This window comes from Mycobacterium sp. NPDC048908 (assembly GCF_043197955.1).
Taxonomy (GTDB): Bacteria; Actinomycetota; Actinomycetes; order Mycobacteriales; family Mycobacteriaceae; genus Mycobacterium.
The window spans coordinates 97236-114528 of the sequence record NZ_JBICUE010000013.1; the positions used below are offsets into that span (position 1 = coordinate 97236).

The 17293-nt window shown below is 64.9% G+C and carries 11 protein-coding genes; 7 read left to right on the forward strand and 4 right to left on the reverse strand.

What is annotated here, in order from left to right; all coding sequences use genetic code 11:
- Positions 1-3: 3 nt before the first annotated feature.
- Positions 4-987 carry a MaoC family dehydratase gene (locus ACGFK1_RS26440; RefSeq protein WP_393436497.1) on the reverse strand — a complete coding sequence of 328 codons (984 nt, stop codon included), beginning with the start codon at positions 985-987 and terminating at the stop codon, positions 4-6.
- Positions 988-1025: 38 nt separating this feature from the next.
- On the opposite strand from ACGFK1_RS26440, the gene ACGFK1_RS26445 reads away from it, so the two are divergent.
- A complete protein-coding gene (locus tag ACGFK1_RS26445) occupies positions 1026-2180 on the forward strand; it encodes an acyl-CoA dehydrogenase family protein (RefSeq protein WP_393436500.1) in 1155 nt (384 codons plus the stop codon).
- Between the two features lies 1 nt (position 2181).
- Positions 2182-2901 carry a GntR family transcriptional regulator gene (locus ACGFK1_RS26450; protein WP_393436503.1) on the forward strand — a complete coding sequence of 240 codons (720 nt, stop codon included), beginning with the start codon at positions 2182-2184 and terminating at the stop codon, positions 2899-2901.
- Here the strand turns inward: ACGFK1_RS26450 and ACGFK1_RS26455 are convergent.
- The 3 genes from ACGFK1_RS26455 to fadD4 are packed head-to-tail and all read right to left on the reverse strand — an operon-like array spanning position 2871 to position 6276.
- Positions 2871-3827 carry an aromatic ring-hydroxylating dioxygenase subunit alpha gene (locus ACGFK1_RS26455; protein WP_393436506.1) on the reverse strand — a complete coding sequence of 319 codons (957 nt, stop codon included), beginning with the start codon at positions 3825-3827 and terminating at the stop codon, positions 2871-2873. The two genes, ACGFK1_RS26450 and ACGFK1_RS26455, sit on opposite strands and share 31 nt — an antisense overlap.
- A gap of 26 nt (positions 3828-3853) precedes the next feature.
- Complete coding sequence (locus ACGFK1_RS26460; RefSeq protein ID WP_393436508.1) at positions 3854-4738, reverse strand: enoyl-CoA hydratase/isomerase family protein; 885 nt, start codon at positions 4736-4738, stop codon at positions 3854-3856.
- On the reverse strand, positions 4735-6276 hold the full coding sequence (fadD4, locus tag ACGFK1_RS26465) for a fatty-acid--CoA ligase FadD4 (protein WP_393436510.1): 1542 nt from the start codon (positions 6274-6276) through the stop codon (positions 4735-4737). The genes ACGFK1_RS26460 and fadD4 overlap by 4 nt, the downstream gene beginning before the upstream one ends.
- A gap of 107 nt (positions 6277-6383) precedes the next feature.
- Between fadD4 and ACGFK1_RS26470 the strand changes: the two genes are divergently transcribed.
- The 5 genes from ACGFK1_RS26470 to ACGFK1_RS26490 all read left to right on the forward strand — a co-directional run bounded on the left by ACGFK1_RS26470 (position 6384) and on the right by ACGFK1_RS26490 (position 17257).
- Positions 6384-9071 carry an ATP-binding protein gene (locus ACGFK1_RS26470; RefSeq protein ID WP_393436512.1) on the forward strand — a complete coding sequence of 896 codons (2688 nt, stop codon included), beginning with the start codon at positions 6384-6386 and terminating at the stop codon, positions 9069-9071.
- Positions 9068-11698, forward strand: coding sequence for an NB-ARC domain-containing protein (locus ACGFK1_RS26475; protein ID WP_393436515.1), 2631 nt, complete (start codon positions 9068-9070; stop codon positions 11696-11698). The genes ACGFK1_RS26470 and ACGFK1_RS26475 overlap by 4 nt, the downstream gene beginning before the upstream one ends.
- Positions 11695-14349, forward strand: a complete 2655-nt coding sequence (locus tag ACGFK1_RS26480) for an ATP-binding protein (protein WP_393436518.1) — start codon at positions 11695-11697, stop codon at positions 14347-14349. The genes ACGFK1_RS26475 and ACGFK1_RS26480 overlap by 4 nt, the downstream gene beginning before the upstream one ends.
- Positions 14346-16967 (forward strand): ATP-binding protein, encoded by a 2622-nt coding sequence (locus ACGFK1_RS26485; RefSeq protein ID WP_393436521.1) that lies wholly within the window; start codon positions 14346-14348, stop codon positions 16965-16967. Before ACGFK1_RS26480 ends, ACGFK1_RS26485 begins: the two co-directional genes overlap by 4 nt.
- Positions 16968-17041: 74 nt before the next feature.
- The gene (locus ACGFK1_RS26490; protein ID WP_393436524.1) at positions 17042-17257 is read left to right on the forward strand and encodes a hypothetical protein; all 216 of its coding nucleotides are present in this window, start codon (positions 17042-17044) and stop codon (positions 17255-17257) included.
- Positions 17258-17293: the final 36 nt, after the last annotated feature.

Here is a 17293-nt window from a genome sequence, read left to right on the forward strand (position 1 = left end):
TGCTCAGAACTGCAGTGCGGTGAACCGCCAATCCAGCACTTTGCGATCGGGTTCGCCGGCGGCGCCGCCGATCGCGTACACCTGCGACCGCAGCTTCACTATGCCGCCGCGGTCGTCGGGCAACGGGTCCGCAGCCTCGACGTGTAGCTCGCTGTGCAGCGTGTCGCCCTCGTGCACCGGACCGGTGTGGTCACAGGACTCCCAGCCGAGCACGGTGACCAGGTTGGGCAGCAGCCGCGTGGTTTGTGCCAGAGCCAATCCGATGGTGTGCCCGCCGTATACCAGCCGCTGCCCGCCGACTCGCCAATCGTGGTGTGTCGCAGCGATATTCAGAGTCAGCCTGGCGAGTTCTGGTGCGCTGCTGACCACGTCGGCCGTGCTCTGCAGCACCGCACCTGCCAAGCCAGGGTCGAAGTGCGCCCCCGGCACCTTCTGCCGATACACCTCTGCGTCCCAATCGGCGGTCGGATCGGGTGGCGTGGTGAGTTCCGCGCCGATGTTGGCGAGGTTGTCGTTGTGACCGGTTTCGCGCTCGGCGCTCAGTGGCAGCATCGCGCACCGGTAGAAGTCCAGCACCAGCCGGCCGACCTGGTCGACCGTGGTCATTCGCAGCGCCGCGAGGCCGGTGGGCGCGCGACCCGGTTTGGCCGCGTTCTGCTTGAGGCCCACGACCTCCGTGCGGGTGAAAAGGCTGTCGCCGATGACGGGATACCGATGAAATTCGAGCCCCCGATAGAACAGGTTGGCTTTCACCCGCAGCGTGGCCAGCGTGCTCTGCCCAATCGCCACATCGCACACCAGTGCGGGGTGAGCGAGTGGCGCCGTCGCCCCGGTGACCGCGTACGACAACTGCGCGTCCAGTGCGAGGCGGAGACGGTCGCCGAGGATCGCCTGGTGCACACCTGCGGCGCCATGGCTCAGGGTCATCGAGGGGGCCGAGTCGAAGACCTGGCCGATCTCCAGATCGTCGAAGTATGGGCCGCTCACGGCGCCGATGTTGCCATTGGCCGGACAAAGGTGTCAATATGGCCGCACAAATGGATGCAGAAGAAACCATGCTGGTCGACACGGTGCGGGCATTCGTCGACCGGGATGTGAAACCGACTGTCCGCGACGTCGAGCACGCCAACGAATACCCCGAGGCGTGGATCGAAGAGATGAAGCGCCTCGGCATCTACGGACTGGCGGTGCCCGAGGAATACGGCGGCGTGCCGGTGTCGACCCGCTGCTATGTGCTGGTCACCCAGGAACTCTCGCGCGGCTGGATGAGCCTGGCGGGTGCGATGGGCGGCCACACCGTGGTCGCCAAGCTGCTGACGCTGTTCGGCACCGACGAACAACGGCGCACGTACCTGCCGCGGATGGCGACCGGTGACCTGCGGGCCACGATGGCGCTGACCGAACCCGGCGGCGGCAGCGATCTGCAGAACATGAAGACCACGGCCATCGCGGACGGCGACGATCTGGTGGTCAACGGCTCCAAGACGTGGATCACCAACGCACGTCGCTCCGGGTTGATCGCGTTGCTGTGTAAGACGGATCCCGCGGCAACGCCTGCGCACAGGGGTATTTCGCTGGTGCTCGCGAAGCACGGACCTGGGTTGACGGTGTCACGTGATCTGCCCAAGCTGGGTTACAAGGGCGTCGAGTCGTGCGAGTTGACCTTCGACGGCTATCGGGTGCCCGCGTCGGCGATACTGGGCGGCGAACCCGGCAAGGGTTTCGCGCAGATGATGAAAGGCCTTGAGACCGGCCGTATTCAGGTGGCGTCGCGGGCGCTGGGGGTGGCGTCGGCGGCACTGGAAGATGCGCTCCGCTACGCGCAGGATCGCGAGAGTTTCGGCCAGCCGATCTGGAAGCATCAGGCTGTCGGTCACTACCTCGCCGATATGGCCACCAAGCTGACCGCCGCGCGCCAACTCACGTTCTACGCCGCGGACCGCTATGACGCCGGCGACCGCGCGGACATGGAGGCCGGTATGGCCAAGCTGTTCGCTTCCGAGGTGGCGATGGAGATCGCGCTGAACGCGGTCCGAATCCACGGTGGCTATGGTTATTCCACTGAATTCGACGTCGAACGGTACTTCCGCGACGCGCCGCTGATGATCGTCGGCGAAGGCACCAACGAGATCCAACGCAATGTGATCGCAAGTCAATTGGTGGCCCGCGGCGGAGTCTGACATGAAGCCCGCGTACCAGGTACTGCGCGAACAGCTGCGCGACGAGCTCGCCGCGGGCCGGTACAGCGACGGCGCTCGGCTTCCCACCGAATCCGAACTGGTTGCGCGGCACGGCTTGTCGAGGCAGACGGTGCGTCGGGCGTTCCAGGATCTTGTCGCAGAAGGTGCGGTGTACCGGGTGCCTGGTCGCGGCACCTACGCGAGCGAGCCCGGCCGGTATCTACGCCAACTCGGGTCGATCGAGGACCTGATGAGCCTGTCCGACGACACCACGATGGAGGTGCTCGCGGGGTTGCGGCGTCGGGTCGACGTCGACGCGGCCAGCAGGCTGCGCCTCGACGACGACGTCGTGTACTCGGTGGTGTTCCGTCGGCTTCATGACAGAGTTCCGTTCGTATCGACGACCGTTCACCTGGTGCCGTCGGTGGCCCAGAAAGTGCTGACGTCGCAGGCGTTGGCCGACCGTGCGGTCGGCACCCATACCGTGATCGGCCTGCTGGAGACCCACCTGAGCGAGCCGATAACCGAAGCGGCGCAGTCGATTACAGTTGCACCGGCCGACGACGCAGTCGCCGACGCGGTGGACTGCCAGCCGGGGCATCCGATGCTGCGTGTGGACCGACTGTATTCGGATGCCGGCGGCAGGCCTGTTGAGCTGTCGGTCAGCCATTTCCTGCCCGAGCAGTACACCTACCGCGTGACGCTGCGCAGATCCGGCTGAGCGGGCGGATAAAAGCCGCAGGCCCAGGCCCGTAGGTCGCGGTGTTCGTCAGCCTCCGACGGCGCCAACGCGGGACGGTCGAGATATTGCAGGTGAGCCCAGATCTCGACGTCGTCGGGCAGCATCCGCTTCGCCGCGGCCAGGCGGTCCTCGTAGTCGAGGTCTTCGGACACCCAGTAGGTGGCGAAGATGTCGGTGGTGGTGTCGTCGACCGGGGTCGGACAGATCGAGATGATCTGCATCCCGTCGCCGTGGTCCTCACAGCTGAAGCTCAAACCGAGCCCGTGCCAACATATTTCGACCGGGTCACCCCCACCGAAACCGATGGTGACATGCCAGCTGCAGTTGTCCGACGTCGAGGACAGCAGGGTCGGGCTGACCGGAACTTTGTGCACGAACCGGTAGTGCTGGCGGTCGACGGAGCTTTCGGCGACCACCTGGGGATGCACGGTGACCCGGGCGAAGAACTGTTTTTCATCGGGGCCGACCGGACGAAACCAGTGCTTGCCGATCCGGTTGTCCATTCCGCCCCACGCCTGCGGCGCGGGCCATGCCGGGTCGTGGTGCCGCAGATCGTGCCACACGTAGATGCACTCGTTGAATTCGGCGGTCGGCCAACTGCGCACCCGTCCGGTGTCGTCCGTGCTGGGCTCATACGGGATGCGGACATTGCGTCCGTCAGCGCCGCTCCACACCCAGCCGTGGAACGGACATTGGATACCGCCCTCGACCACGCAACCGCCGTGAGACATGTCCGCCCCCATGTGCTGACAGTGCGCATCGAGCACACGGGCGACGCCGTCCAGGTCGCGGAACGCCACCAACTCGGCACCGAAGTAGCGCAGCGGCTTGACGTCGCCCACCTCCAGGTCGGCGCTCCAAGCGACCTGGAACCAGCCGGTGGGTCGCATGCTGGGCAACCCCATGGCGGTTAGCCTGCCACTGTTGGCCGCTAGCCGCTGCGACACTCGTCGATCAGGCCCCATCGCAAGGCGGTCGCCGTGTCGATGGGGCGGCCGGACAACACCAGATACGCCGTTCGCCATCGACCGATGCGCCGGGTGATGCTCACGGTGCCGCCAGCGCCGGGGATCAGCCCTAGGCTCAGCTCGGGCAGCCCGAACACGGCGTCGCGATGCGCCCGCACCCAGCCGCAGTAGGCGGCCATCTCCAGCCCGCTGCCGAGCACCTGGCCGTGTACCACGGCGCGGCAGTTGCGGCCGAGACGGGCGGTCAGCTCGTCGAGGACAAGCGCCGGGCTATAGCGAGTGCGCGCCAAGTGCGCGCTGGCCGGATCGGCCAGTGAGCCGAATTCGGCGAGGTCGCCGCCGCTGCAGAAGGACGGTCCATTGCCGGTGAGCAGCACCTCGGTCACCGAGGGGTCGAGGCGCGCGACGTCGAGCGCCTCGAGCAGTGCGCCCCGCATGTCGGTGGAGAATGCGTTGTGCCGCCGCGGTCGATTGAACCGGACGCGCAGACTGTCGCCGGTGCGGTCGGCCTGCACCGGGTCCGGGGTGGTGGGGGCCGAGGCAGGCCCGCGTTCGGCGAGCCACCGCGCGAACTCCGGCCCGGACTGCAGCGTCGAGTAGGCCAGCGATTCGATGATGACGCCCGAGCGAGTGGACGCAGCCGGATCGATCGAGCGCAACACGTCGTCGCAGACGGCGGCCGATTGCGGCCAGCGCTGGGCTCGTTCGGTGAGTTCGGCCAGCGCGTACGACACCGACGAGACGGTGATCGCGCGGCGGTCGTCGCAGACGTCTTCGGTCAGCGTGAAAGTCGCGTCATCGGAAGGCGTTCCGACGGCGACGAGCACGCCTCCTGCCAGCTCGATCACGAATACTTGTTTATCAGCTCCTGCTTGTAGAGCTTGCCGGTATCGGTGCGCGGCAACTGTGCTTCGAATGAGATCGACCGTGGACACTTGTAGTGCGCCAACCGATCCCGCAGCCAGCCGAGCAATTCCTCGCCGAACTCGTCGGTGGCATCGGCAGGGTCGACCGTCTGAACGACGCCCCTGACCCGCTGGCCCATCTCGTCGTCAGGGATGCCGAACACCGCGGCGTCCATCACCTTGGGGTGGGTCACCAGCATGTTTTCCGCCTCTTGCGGGTAGATGTTGACGCCGCCCGAGATGATCATGTGGTGCCGCCGGTCGGTCAAGTAGAGGTAGCCGTCTTCGTCGAGATAGCCGATGTCGCCGACGGTTTTCCAGCCGTGTTGATCGCGTGACTTGGCGGTCTTTTCCGGATCGTTGAGGTATTCGAAGTCCAGTCCGCCCTCGAAGTAGATCTCGCCTGCCTGCCCCGGCGGCAATTCGTTGCCGTCCTCATCGAGGATGTGCAGCGCACCCGCCATCGGCTTGCCCACCGAACCGGGATGCGCCAGCCAGTCCTCGGCGGTGATCAACGTCGAACCGATGGCCTCCGAGGACGCGTAGTACTCGTCGACGATGGGCCCCCACCAGTCGATCATCTGCTTCTTGATCTCGACCGGGCACGGTGCGGCGGCGTGCATCACCCGCTTCAGGCTGGACAGGTCATAGCGCTCGCGGACGGCTTCGGGCAGCTTCAGCATCCTGGTGAACATCACCGGCACGAACTGGCCGTGGGTGACGCGGTGCTGCTGAATTGCGGCCAAACACCCCTCGGCGTCGAACTTCTCCAGCACGACGGTGGTGATGCCGCCTGCCTGGATCTGCATCGACCACACCGACGGCGCGGTGTGGTACAGCGGGGCGGGGCTGAGGTAGACGGCCTCAGGATCGAGCCAGAAGCTGACCAACATCGACATCATGCCGGGCACTTCGCCGGGCGGCAGGTGCGGCAGTTCGCGCTTGATGCCTTTCGGGCGGCCGGTGGTGCCGGAGGAGTACTGCAGCAGGTCGCCTTCGATCTCGTCGTCGATCGGCGTATCCGGTTGGTCCGCAACGCATTCCGGATAACGGTGCCAGCCGCCCAGATACCTGGAGGCGGATGTCGCCGACGTTTCGGCTCCGTCTGCGATGATCCGCAGCGCTGGCACCGTGTACTCGGCGAGGTTCTCGCACGTCTTGCGCAGTGCTGCCGAACCGACGACGGCCTTGGCGCCGCTGTTGTCGATGATGTAGGCGACCTCGGCCGCGGTCAGATGGGTGTTGATGGGGACGTAGTAGAGCCCACAGCGCCGCGCCGCCCACATCACGGCGTGGAAGTGCTCGTTGTTCTCCATCAGGATCGCGACGGCGTCACCCTCGCGCAGGCCGTGCTTGCGGAAGAAGTGGGCCAGGCGGTTGGCACGGGCCTCGAGGTCGGCGAACGTCAGCACCGCCCCCGACGGATGGATGATGATGGCCGGCTTGTCGGGGGTGGCCGCTGCGTGCTCGCGAATCTGCATACGCCGACTTTACGATGATCAACTTGACAGGTGTCAAGACCCCTGTGTTCACCCCGGTTGTGCTGCGCCAACCTACGATTACGGCACCGGGGGAACGGGGGTGCGTCATGGCCGTCGACCAAGCGCCGCACCCTTCCTCCGCGCTTCTTACTTTCCTTTTCACAGACATCGAGGGGTCGACGCGGCGCTGGGAGGTCGACCCGAAAGCGATGCGGGGGGCGTTGGCGGTCCATGACGAGCTCCTCGGCCGAGTGGTCGATGAGCACGGAGGGCACCTGTTCAGCCACACAGGCGACGGGGTATGTGCGGCGTTCTCCTCGCCACGCTCGGCCGTCGACGCCGCCGTCGCTGCTCAGCGCGCGCTGGAGTTGCCGGTGCGGATGGGCATCGCGACCGGGGAGGCCGAGGCGACGGGACATGACTACTTCGGCCCCGTCTTGAACCGGGCTGCCCGCGTGATGGCAGCAGGGCATGGCGGTCAGATTCTGCTCGACGGCATGACTGCCGGCTTACTGAGCGGGGTTGATCTGAAGCCGATGGGGAGGCGGCGCCTGCGCGATATCGCCAAGCCGACCGAGCTGTTCCAGGTCCGAGGTTCCGGCCTTCTGACGGACTTCCCCCCTCTGAGGACGCTCGACGCAAATGTGGGCAACTTGACGCCTCAAACCACCAGCTTCCTCGGTCGCGAGGCGGAACTGGCTCAGGTACAGGCGGCGCTGAAGGCCCATCGCTTGGTCACGTTGACAGGCGTCGGCGGCGTTGGCAAGACGCGACTCGCGCTCGAAGTCGCCTCCCGCACCGCGCCCGACTTCGTCGACGGAGTATGGGTAATCGAACTGGCGCCCGTTGGTGATCCCGCCGCGGTGCCCGAAGCAGTGGCGGCGACCCTCGGCGTCGTTCAGCAGCCCGGAATGAGTACGGCGCAGAGTGTCGCGGCCGCATTGGAAGGCCGCTCGCGGCTACTGGTTTTCGACAACTGTGAGCACGTTCTCGACGCTGTGGCCAACCTGGTGCAGGCGATCTTGGACCACTCATCTACCGTCGCCGTCCTTGCGACCAGCCGGGAAGGCCTGCGGCTCAATGGTGAACAGCTATGGCCGGTTGCGCCGCTCGACGTGCGGGGTGGGCCGGACTCGGCCGCGGCGAGGCTGTTCCTCGATCGGGCGTGGGCGGTGTCGCCGGAGATCTCGCTGTCGGACCCGCACGAGGCCGACACCGTGGTGGAGATTTGCCGCCGGCTCGATGGCATCCCGCTGGCCCTCGAGTTGGCCGCGTCACGAATGCTTTCCATGACCGCAACTGAATTGCTGGATCGTCTCGATGATCGCTTCAGGCTGCTCGTCGGTTTCCGTCGAGGGGTAGAGCGGCATCAAACATTGCACAATGCCGTCCAGTGGTCATTTGACATGCTCGACGTGAGCGAGCGCGTACTACTCAACCGTTGCTCGGTGTTCGCCGGCGGCTTCGATCTCCGGGCCGCTGCGGCGGTGACCGGCCAGCACGACGAATACGCCACTCTTGAACTGCTTGACGCGCTGACGCGCAAATCCCTTGTGATGGCCGACAAGTCGGCTCGACAGACACGCTACTCGATGTTGGAGACCATTCGACAGTTCGCCTACGAGAACCTGGAGACGGCAGGCGAAGCCGACCAAGTCCGCACGGCGCATTCCCGCTACTTCGCGGATTGTGAGGCAGCTGTGCTTGCCATGTGGGACAGCTCGCGCCAGCGTGAAGCCTACGACTGGCTCACGAGCGAATTGGCGAACTTGCGCACGGCTTTTCGATGGGCAAGCGACCACAGCGACCTTGACACCGCAGCAACGATTGCCGTCTACACGGCATTCCTTGGCGGATGGATAGAGCTGCACGAGACCTCAACGTGGGCTGAGGAGCTCGTCGCGCGGGCGCGAGTCGTGGACCATCCGCGCTTGGCGCAGCTGTATGTGGCGGCGTCGGAATGCTATCGGACCGGTCGGATCGACGATGCGTTCGGCTATGCCGAAGCAGGTGTCGCCTTGATCCGGGCCGGGCGATACGACCCGATCATTCACGACATCGAACCCACTGCGTTGGGGGGCACCTACATCACGAAGGGGATGGCCGATCGATGGCTTGACCTGTGCCGCAACCGTTTGACAGACGAGGCACGCGCGCATCCATACAATCGAGGCTCCCTCGTGATGGCACTCCTCACCGCCGGCAAGCACGACGATGCCATCGCGGCCTGCGACGACCTGTTGAGGTCGGTTGACCGCACCGACAACCCGGGTGCTGTCGCGTATGCCTTGCTTGCATACGGATACGCCTGTCGAGCCAGCCGTCCCCGCGATGCGTATGAAGCCCTGCGCCGCGGTCTTGATATCGCGCAGGCGAGTGGCAACCGAATGATCGAGTCATACCTGGCGGTCAATCTCTCGACCTTCGGCTCCGATGACTCCACACCGGCGGAGACCCTCGACTTCCTCTCTCTCGCAATAAACATCCTGTACGACTCTGGCACGTACTCGCACATGGTCAGTCCGTTGGGCGTCCTTGCGGCGCACTTCGACAGGATCGGTAGATACGAAGCAGCCGCGACACTCATCGGTTTCGCCGCGAACGCGTTCGCGCTGGCAACGTTCCCTGAGATCAGGAGGACCGGTACCCACCTACGAGAAGTACTGGGAGATCAAGCTTTCGAATCATGTGCCGCGTTGGGCGGCGACATGACGAATGCACGCGCGGCCCAGTACGCGCTGGAGCAGATCGAGGATGCGCGCGCAGAACTGCTCGGTGTCGGCGGCCCGCCATGACGGTGCTGACGTTCTTGTTCACAGACATCGAAGGCTCGACGCGGCGGTGGGAGGCCGACGCGGATGCGATGCGGACGGCGCTGGACACGCACAACGACGTCTTACGCAAGGCCGTCGAAGACCACGCCGGTCAGGTGTTCAACTACACCGGCGACGGTATGTGCGCGGTGTTCACATCTCCGCACGCGGCCGTCGATGCCGCCGTCGCGGCGCAGCTTGCTCTGACGCTGCCAGTGCGAATGGGCATCGGCACCGGCGAAGCGGAGTTGCGCGGTGAGGACTACTTCGGCACGGTGCTCAACCACACCGCCCGGGTGATGGCGGCGGGACATGGCGGCCAGATACTGCTCGACGGTGCGACGGCCGCCCTGGTGCCGGGTGTCGAGCTCGTCGACCTCGGACCAAAGCGGCTGCGCGACATCGCCCGGCCCGTCAACCTGTTTCAGGTGCGTGCCGACGGGCTGCGGACCGATTTCCCGCCGCCGAAGACCCTCGATTCGATTCCGGGCAATCTCAAACCCCCGACCACGAGTTTCATCGGTCGTGAGTTGGCACTCGCGGAGTTGGAGACCGCGGTCAAAGCGAACTGGTTGGTGACGCTGACCGGCGTCGGCGGTGTGGGCAAGACGCGGCTGGCTCTCGAGGTCGCCGCACGGCTGAGAGGCGATTACCCCGAGGGGGTCTGGGTGGTCGAGTTGGCTCCGGTCGGCGACCCGGCAGCAGTGCCCGAGGCGACCGCCGCCGCGCTCGGCATCACCCAACAGGCCGGACTGACCATGTCGGAGACCATCGCCGCCGTGCTCGCCGACATGTCGCGGCTGCTGGTGTTCGACAACTGCGAACACGTCCTCGACGCCGCCGCAGACCTGATAGAGACGATCATCGAGCGCTCATCGAAGGTGCGCGTGCTCGTCACGAGCCGCGAAGGACTCGGCGTGGCCGACGAACAACTCTGGCCCGTACCGGGACTCGACGTCGACGACGGAGCCGACTCCGACGCGGCGACGCTGTTCGTCGAGCGCGCCGGACACCTGGCCCCCGGGACCGCATTGAGTTCCGACGGTAGCGCCGACGTGGTGGTCGAAATCTGTCGCAGGCTCGACGGAATTCCGCTGGCGATCGAATTGGCCGCGTCGCGGCTGATGTCGATGACCGTGGCGGAGGTGCGCGATCGGCTCGACGACATGTTCCGGCTGCTTGTGGGTTCACGACGAGCGCTGGAGCGCCACCAGACGCTGCGCCACGCGGTCCAGTGGTCGTATGACCTGCTTGGCGAGGATGAGCGGACGCTGCTGAACCGGTGCTCAGTCTTTGCGGGCGGATTCGATTTGGCAAGTGCCTGCTCGGTTACCGGTGCCGAGGACGAGTTCGCGACGCTGGATCTCCTCGACGCGCTGGTTCGCAAGTCTCTGCTCGTCGCCGACCGGTCCTCGGTCCGCACTCGCTTCTCGATGCTCGAGCCCATCCGGCAGTTCGCAGAAGAGCAACTCGTCGCTTCCGCCGAGGCCGACAAGATCCGTATTGCGCACGTGAACCATTTCGCGGCGCAGGAAGCTGCCGTGTTGGCGCTGTGGGACAGTTCTCGACAACGAGAGGCATACGAGTGGTTCACCATCGAGATGGCGAACCTACGCGCGGCCTTTCGATGGGCCGCCGACCACGGCGACCTCGACTCTGCCTCTGCGATCGCGGTTTACGCATCGGTCATCGGTCCGAACGTCGAACAATACGAACCCGGCGCGTGGGCCGAGGAACTCATAGAACCTGCGCGTGGCTGTGAGCACCCGCGACTGGCGCAGCTGTATTCGATGGCCGCCAGATGTTTTGCCGCGAGCAAGTTCGACTACGCGGTCCGATATGCCGAGGCGGCTCTCGACGCCGTCGACAGTAGACGTTTCGACGAAGTGCCGTTTGAACTCGAGTGCGAATTCGGCCTCACGTACCTCATAAAGGGCGAGCCCGAACGTTGGATTGCCCAGTGCCGCAGAATGATAGTCGAGCGTAGCGGGCTGCATATCTTGCCGAAGGTACATCTCGCGATGACCTTGGATCTGATGGGGGTTCACGACGAGGCGTTGTCGGTGTCGGAGGACCTACGCCACGCCGAGCGCACCACCGAGAATCCCGCGCTGATCTGCTGGGCACTGATGGGGTATGGCTTCGTCAGGATGGGGACAGATCCGGCGAGCGCCCTCGAAGCTCACCGAATGGGTGTAGCGATTGCGCGCGCGAGCGGAAATCGGCTGCTCGAGTCGTATCACACCGGGAATGTGGGTCGGCTCGCCGCACTCTACGGTGATTCGATTGAGGCGCTTGACCTCATCGGCACATCGATCCGCAGCTACCTCGAATCCGGCAACTACTTTCTGCTGCCCCAGCCAATAGCGGTGCTGGCCCACTACTTCGACCGCACCGGTCGATATGACGTGGGCGCCACGCTCAGCGGGTTCGCCACCACGTCTCGGGCCACCATCTATTTCCCCGAGATCACCACCGCGATAGCCCACTTACGCGAGGTTCTCGGCGACGAGTCCTACGCGTCGTTGGCTGATCGCGGTTCGGGCATGACCGCTGGTGCCATGGCGAATTACGCACTGGAGCAGATCGACCGGGCGCGTAACCCATGAGCGTGCTGACTTTTCTGTTCACCGATATCGAAGGGTCCACCCGGCGGTGGGAGGCCGACGCGGATGCGATGCGGATCGCGCTCGACGCGCACAACAGAACCCTTCGGGCTGCGGTCGAGGCGCATGCCGGCAGCGTGTTCAACTACACCGGCGACGGCATGTGCGCGGTATTCGCCTCTCCCCGTTCGGCTGTCGACGCAGCGGTAAGTGCGCAGCGACGTTTGGAGCTGCCCGTGCGGATGGGCATCGCGACGGGTGAAGCCGACTTGCGCGGTGACGACTACTTCGGACCTGTGCTCAACCGCACCGCACGCGTGATGGCGGCAGGCCACGGTCGCCAGATCCTCGTCGACGCGGCCACGGCTGACCTCGTTACCGGCGTTGACCTCGTTTCGCTTGGCCTCAAGCGGTTACGCGATATCGCACGTCCCGTCGGTATCTACCAAGTCAGCGCACCCGGCCTGCGGACCGACTTCCCTCCACTGACGACCGCCGACTCGGTCCCCGGTAACCTGCGGCTCCCTGCGACCAGTTTCATCGGGCGCGACGCCGACGTCACCGAGGTCGAGACGGCGTTGAAGGCGCATCGCATGGTGACACTGACCGGGGTCGGCGGGGTCGGTAAGACCCGGCTGGCCTTGGAGGTCGCCTCCTGTACCGCAACCAATTTCGCCGACGGTGTGTTCGTCATCGAGTTGGCCGCCGTCGACGATCCTGCCGCTGTACCCGATGCTGTCGCTGCCACGTTGGGCATCACCCAACAGGCAGGCCAACACATGTCAGAAAGTCTTGCAGCGGCTTTGGAGGGGCGCACCCGACTACTGGTGTTCGACAACTGCGAGCACGTGCTCGACGCCACCGCCGACGTCATCGAGACCATCTTCAGCCGATCGACATCGGTGAAAGTTCTGGCCACAAGCCGAGAAGGTCTCGGCCTCACCGACGAACAGCTATGGCCGGTGCCGTCACTCGACGTTGCTACCGGTCCCGACTCGGCCGCTGCAGCATTGTTCATGGATCGTGCGCAGACCGTTTCACCCACCGCGTCACTGTCGGCGCCGGAGGAGGCAACCGCTGTCGTGGAGATCTGCCGCCGACTCGACGGCATACCGCTTGCCATCGAGCTTGCCGCGTCGCGCATGGTGTCGATGACCGCGGTGGAGGTGCATGACAGGCTCGACGACCGGTTCCGTCTGCTCGTCGGTTCGCGGCGTGCACTGGAACGCCACCAAACGCTGCGACACGCGGTGCAATGGTCCTACGATCTGCTCGAGGAGCACGAGAGGGCCCTACTGGCACGGTGTTCGGTGTTTTCCGGTGGTTTCGATCTGTCCGGGGCATGTGCCGTCGGCGACTCCGCTGACGAGTTGGAAACCCTCGATGTCCTCGACGCGTTGGTTCGCAAGTCCCTCCTCGTCGCAGACAAGTCGAGGTCCCGGACTCGGTACGTGATGCTGGAAACCATTCGGCAGTTCGCGGCTGAACAGCTCACCGCTAGTGGCGCAGCCGACGCGGCGCGCTTCGCACACGCGCGCTATTTCGCTGAGTGTGAGGCAGATGTGATGGCGCTCTGGGTGGGTCCTCGTCTGCGTGAGGCGCACGAATGGTTCGCGGTGGAGTTGCCGAACCTGCGTACCGCGTTTCGCTTCGCCGCAGATCGAAACGAGCTCGACATCGCAGCTCCGATCGCGGTGTGTGCGGCCTTTGTCGGGTACTACGTCGAGCAGTACGAACCGGTCGCGTGGGCAGAAGAATTGGTGCAACCGGCGCGGGCAGCGAACCACCCGCGGCTTGCCCAGCTCTACACGACGGCGGCCATGTGTTACTTGGCCGACCGAACCGATGACTTCTTGGCGTATATCGTGGCCGGCGAGAAGTCGATGGAGTGCGGCGACTTCGACGCGGTGCCGGTCGAACTCGAGGCCGCGCTCGGCGGTGGGTGGCTCTATTCCGTCGGCGCCCAACACAGTCTCGAGTGGGGCCGCCGGATGCTCGCGCGCTGGCCGGACCGCCGCGACTGGGTACTGCCGCATCTCGTGTTCGCCTACACTTTCGCCGGCGAGCACGACCAGGCGTTGGCGGCTTCGGAGGAATTGTTCGCCGATGTCGACAAAATGCAGAATCCGGCTCTGGTCACCGGTGCCCTGTTCGCGTACGGCTACACCCAGCGCAGGCGGAAGCCCGAGGTTGCCTACGCAGCGCTTCAACGCGCATTGGCCGTCGCACAAGCGAACGGCATCCGGCAGATGGAATCGGTTCTTGCATCTACCCTTTCGAGCGTCGCGGTTGTTCACGCCAGCCCAGCAGAGGCGCTCGACTACCTGGCGCTCGCCATCCGGTCCTATTACGACTCCGGCAGCCTCACATTCATCTCAGGCCCGCTGGGTCTGCTGGTCGCCGTTTTCGACCGACTGGGCCGCTACGAGCAGGCGGCTATGATCAGCACGCTGTCCGCCCCCGCGATATCTCGAGCGACATTCCCCGAAATCAGCACCGCTATCGCACATCTGCGGGAGGTGCTGGGTGACGAGACCTACGAGTCGCTCACGCGCGCCGGTGCCGAGATGACCCACGCCGCCAGGGCGGCTTACGCGCTTGATCAGATCGAACGTGTTCGTCTCGACCTGCTGGATGCGGACGGGTCCCGATGAACGTTCTGACATTTCTGTTCACCGACATCGAGGGATCCACTCGACGGTGGGAGGCCGACGCGGAATCGATGCGGATGGCGATCGATGCCCACAACACGGTGTTGCGTGAAGCCGTTGAACTCAACGGCGGCACTGTGTTCAATTACACCGGCGATGGGATGTGCGCCGTATTCGCCTCCCCCGGTTCGGCTGTCGAGGCGGCGATCGGGGCTCAGCGATTGTTGGCGCTTCCGGTGCGGATGGGCATCGCGACCGGCGAGGCCGAGTTGCGCGATGGCGACTACTTCGGCACGGTGCTGAACCGCACCGCGCGGGTGATGGCGGCGGGCCACGGAGGCCAGATCCTGGTCGACGCCGCGACGGCTGCTCTGCTGGGCGGAGTCGACCTTCTCGACTTGGGCTTGCGGCAACTGCGTGACATCGCGAAACCCGTTGCCCTGTATCAGGTTCGCGCACCCGACTTGCCCTCGAACTTTCCGCCGTTGAACACGTCAGACGCCACGCCGGGCAACCTCCCACGCTCGACAACCAGTTTCATCGGAAGAGATTCCGAACTCACCGAGCTGGTGTCAGCGCTGAAGGAGCACCGACTGCTGACCCTGACCGGCGTTGGCGGCGTCGGTAAGACGCGGCTCGCCTTGGAAGTCGGCGCCAAGTCTGCCCACGACTATCCCGACGGGGTGTTCGTCATCGAGTTGGCGGCGGTGGGGGATCCCGCAGCGGTCCCCGAAGCGGTCGCAGCCGTCCTCGGCATCACTCAGCAGACCGGGATGACCCTGACCGAGAGCATCGCCACTGCTCTCGAACGTCGCTCGCGGCTGCTGATCTTCGACAATTGCGAACATGTCATCGATGCCGCGGCCGACGTGATCGAAGCGATCCTGGCGCACTCGACCGAAGTGAGGATCATCGCCACCAGCCGAGAGGGGCTGCGGCTGACCGACGAACAACTTTGGCCCGTACCGTCGCTCGACGTCAACTCCAATGCCGCAACGTTGTTCGTGGAGCGCGCCTTGTCGGTGGCCCCCGCCGCGGCACTGGATCGGGATACCGATGTGATCACCGACATCTGTCGTCGGCTCGACGGGATCCCCCTCGCCATCGAGTTGGCAGCCTCTCGTCTGCTGTCGATGACGGTTTCCGAAATCCGTGGTCATCTCGACGACCGCTTCCGGTTATTGGTGGGTTCGCGGCGCGGGCTGGAACGTCACCAGACGCTGCGCCATGCGGTTCAATGGTCCTACGACCTGCTGGGCGCCGACGAGAAGACGTTACTCACGCATTGTTCGGTGTTCGCAGGTGGTTTCGATGTCGCAGGCGCCCATGCCATTACCGGATCTGACGACAAGTTCGCCACGCTGGACCTGCTCGATGCGCTGGTCCGCAAATCATTACTGGTCGCCGACCAATCGTCGGGGCGCACGCGGTTCACGATGCTGGAGACCATCCGGCAGTTCGCCGAAGAACAACTGGTGGCCGGTGGTCAAGCCGATCGAGCGCGCACCGCACACGCGCTGTATTTCGCCAGGCAGGAAGCAAAGGTGCTGACGTTGTGGGACGGCCCACGCCAGGCCGAGGCGTATGACTGGTTCATCACCGAACTCGCGAATCTGCGTGTCGCGTTCCGGTGGTCTTCCGACCACGACGACCTCGACGCCGCTGCAGCGATCGCTAGCTGCGGAGCACATCTCGGTACACGCGTGGAACAGTATGAGCCAGTGGCGTGGGCGGAGGAGCTGCTCGACCGCGCCAAGGTCGCCGAGCATCCGCGGCTGGCTCAGCTCTACAACATGGCAGCTCAGTGTTACGCGGCAGGCCGAGCCGCTGACGCGGTCGAGTACGCCGATGCCGCTTTGGCGCTCATCGAGGACGCCCGCTTCGATGAGATTCCGTATGCGGGCGAAGCGTGGCTCGGTGGCGTCTATCTGTCCGAGGGGCGGCCGGAGCAATTCGTCCAGGTGTGCCGCGACATGATCGCGCGGCATCCCGACAACCATTTTGCGCTCGCTTGTTTGACGTTGGCCTTGACGACAATGGGCGCGCCCGACGAAGCGGTGGAGTTGTCAAAGGCACTGCCGACGGTCGCCGAGGCTGCCCGTAACCCCGAAGTCGCCAGCTACATCCTGCTTGCCTACGGAATCGCCCAGCGGGATGTCGACCCGGAAGCGGCGTATGACGCCCATCGCAAGGGCTCGAAGATCGCTCAGGACACCGGCAATCGCCAACTCGAGACGTTCCACGCAGGCAACCTCGCGCGGATCGCCGCCTTCCATGGCGAACCGATCGACGCGCTCGACTACGCGACGTCCGCGGTCCGCCGTTTCTACAATTCCGGCAGCTTTTGGCTTGCAGCGAGTGGCCTTGCAGTACTGTCCGGCCTTTTCGACCGGCTGCAACAGTACGAAGCCGCAGCGATTCTCAGCGCATGCGGCACCAACCCGTTTGCGGTCTCCACTTATCCCGAACTCCAAGGGACGATCGGCCACCTCCGTGAAGTCCTGGGTGACGACACCTACGAGTCGTTCAGGAGCATCGGGGAGGCCAAGACCGACGCGGCGCTGATCGCTTTCGCGTTCGAGCAGATCGACATCACGCGAGCCCGGTTACAGCAAACGTAAAGCGCCCTGTGGATCTGCCACCAAGCGTCTGTGCCGGATCATTTCAGCGCGGCAACGGCGGTAAATTCGCCTGAGTGCGTAGATATTTCGCCATGCTCGGGGCTACTGCCGTAGCAACTGCCGCGATGGTCGTCGTTCTGACCGCACCTGCCCCGCAAAGCCCCATCAACGTGTGCGCGCTGCTGCCGAGCATGGACGCCTGCCAGCCGCCGGATGTCCGCAGAAGCGCTTTCGTCCGTAAGACGAATCCGCCTACCATCACCCAGATCGCGCCCAACTCGGGCTATTGAAAGACGCAAAACTGCCCAATTTCGTCGAGAAATGGC

Excerpts from the sequence above, each read along its gene's own strand:
- ACGFK1_RS26445 (WP_393436500.1), top strand. The coding sequence starts at position 1,026 with ATGGCCGCACAAATGGATGCAGAAGAAACCATGCTGGTCGACACGGTG.
- ACGFK1_RS26450 (WP_393436503.1), top strand. The coding sequence starts at position 2,182 with ATGAAGCCCGCGTACCAGGTACTGCGCGAACAGCTGCGCGACGAGCTC.
- ACGFK1_RS26455 (WP_393436506.1), bottom strand. The coding sequence starts at position 3,827 with ATGGGGTTGCCCAGCATGCGACCCACCGGCTGGTTCCAGGTCGCTTGG.
- fadD4 (WP_393436510.1), bottom strand. The coding sequence starts at position 6,276 with ATGCAGATTCGCGAGCACGCAGCGGCCACCCCCGACAAGCCGGCCATC.
- ACGFK1_RS26470 (WP_393436512.1), top strand. The coding sequence starts at position 6,384 with ATGGCCGTCGACCAAGCGCCGCACCCTTCCTCCGCGCTTCTTACTTTC.
- ACGFK1_RS26475 (WP_393436515.1), top strand. The coding sequence starts at position 9,068 with ATGACGGTGCTGACGTTCTTGTTCACAGACATCGAAGGCTCGACGCGG.
- ACGFK1_RS26480 (WP_393436518.1), top strand. The coding sequence starts at position 11,695 with ATGAGCGTGCTGACTTTTCTGTTCACCGATATCGAAGGGTCCACCCGG.
- ACGFK1_RS26485 (WP_393436521.1), top strand. The coding sequence starts at position 14,346 with ATGAACGTTCTGACATTTCTGTTCACCGACATCGAGGGATCCACTCGA.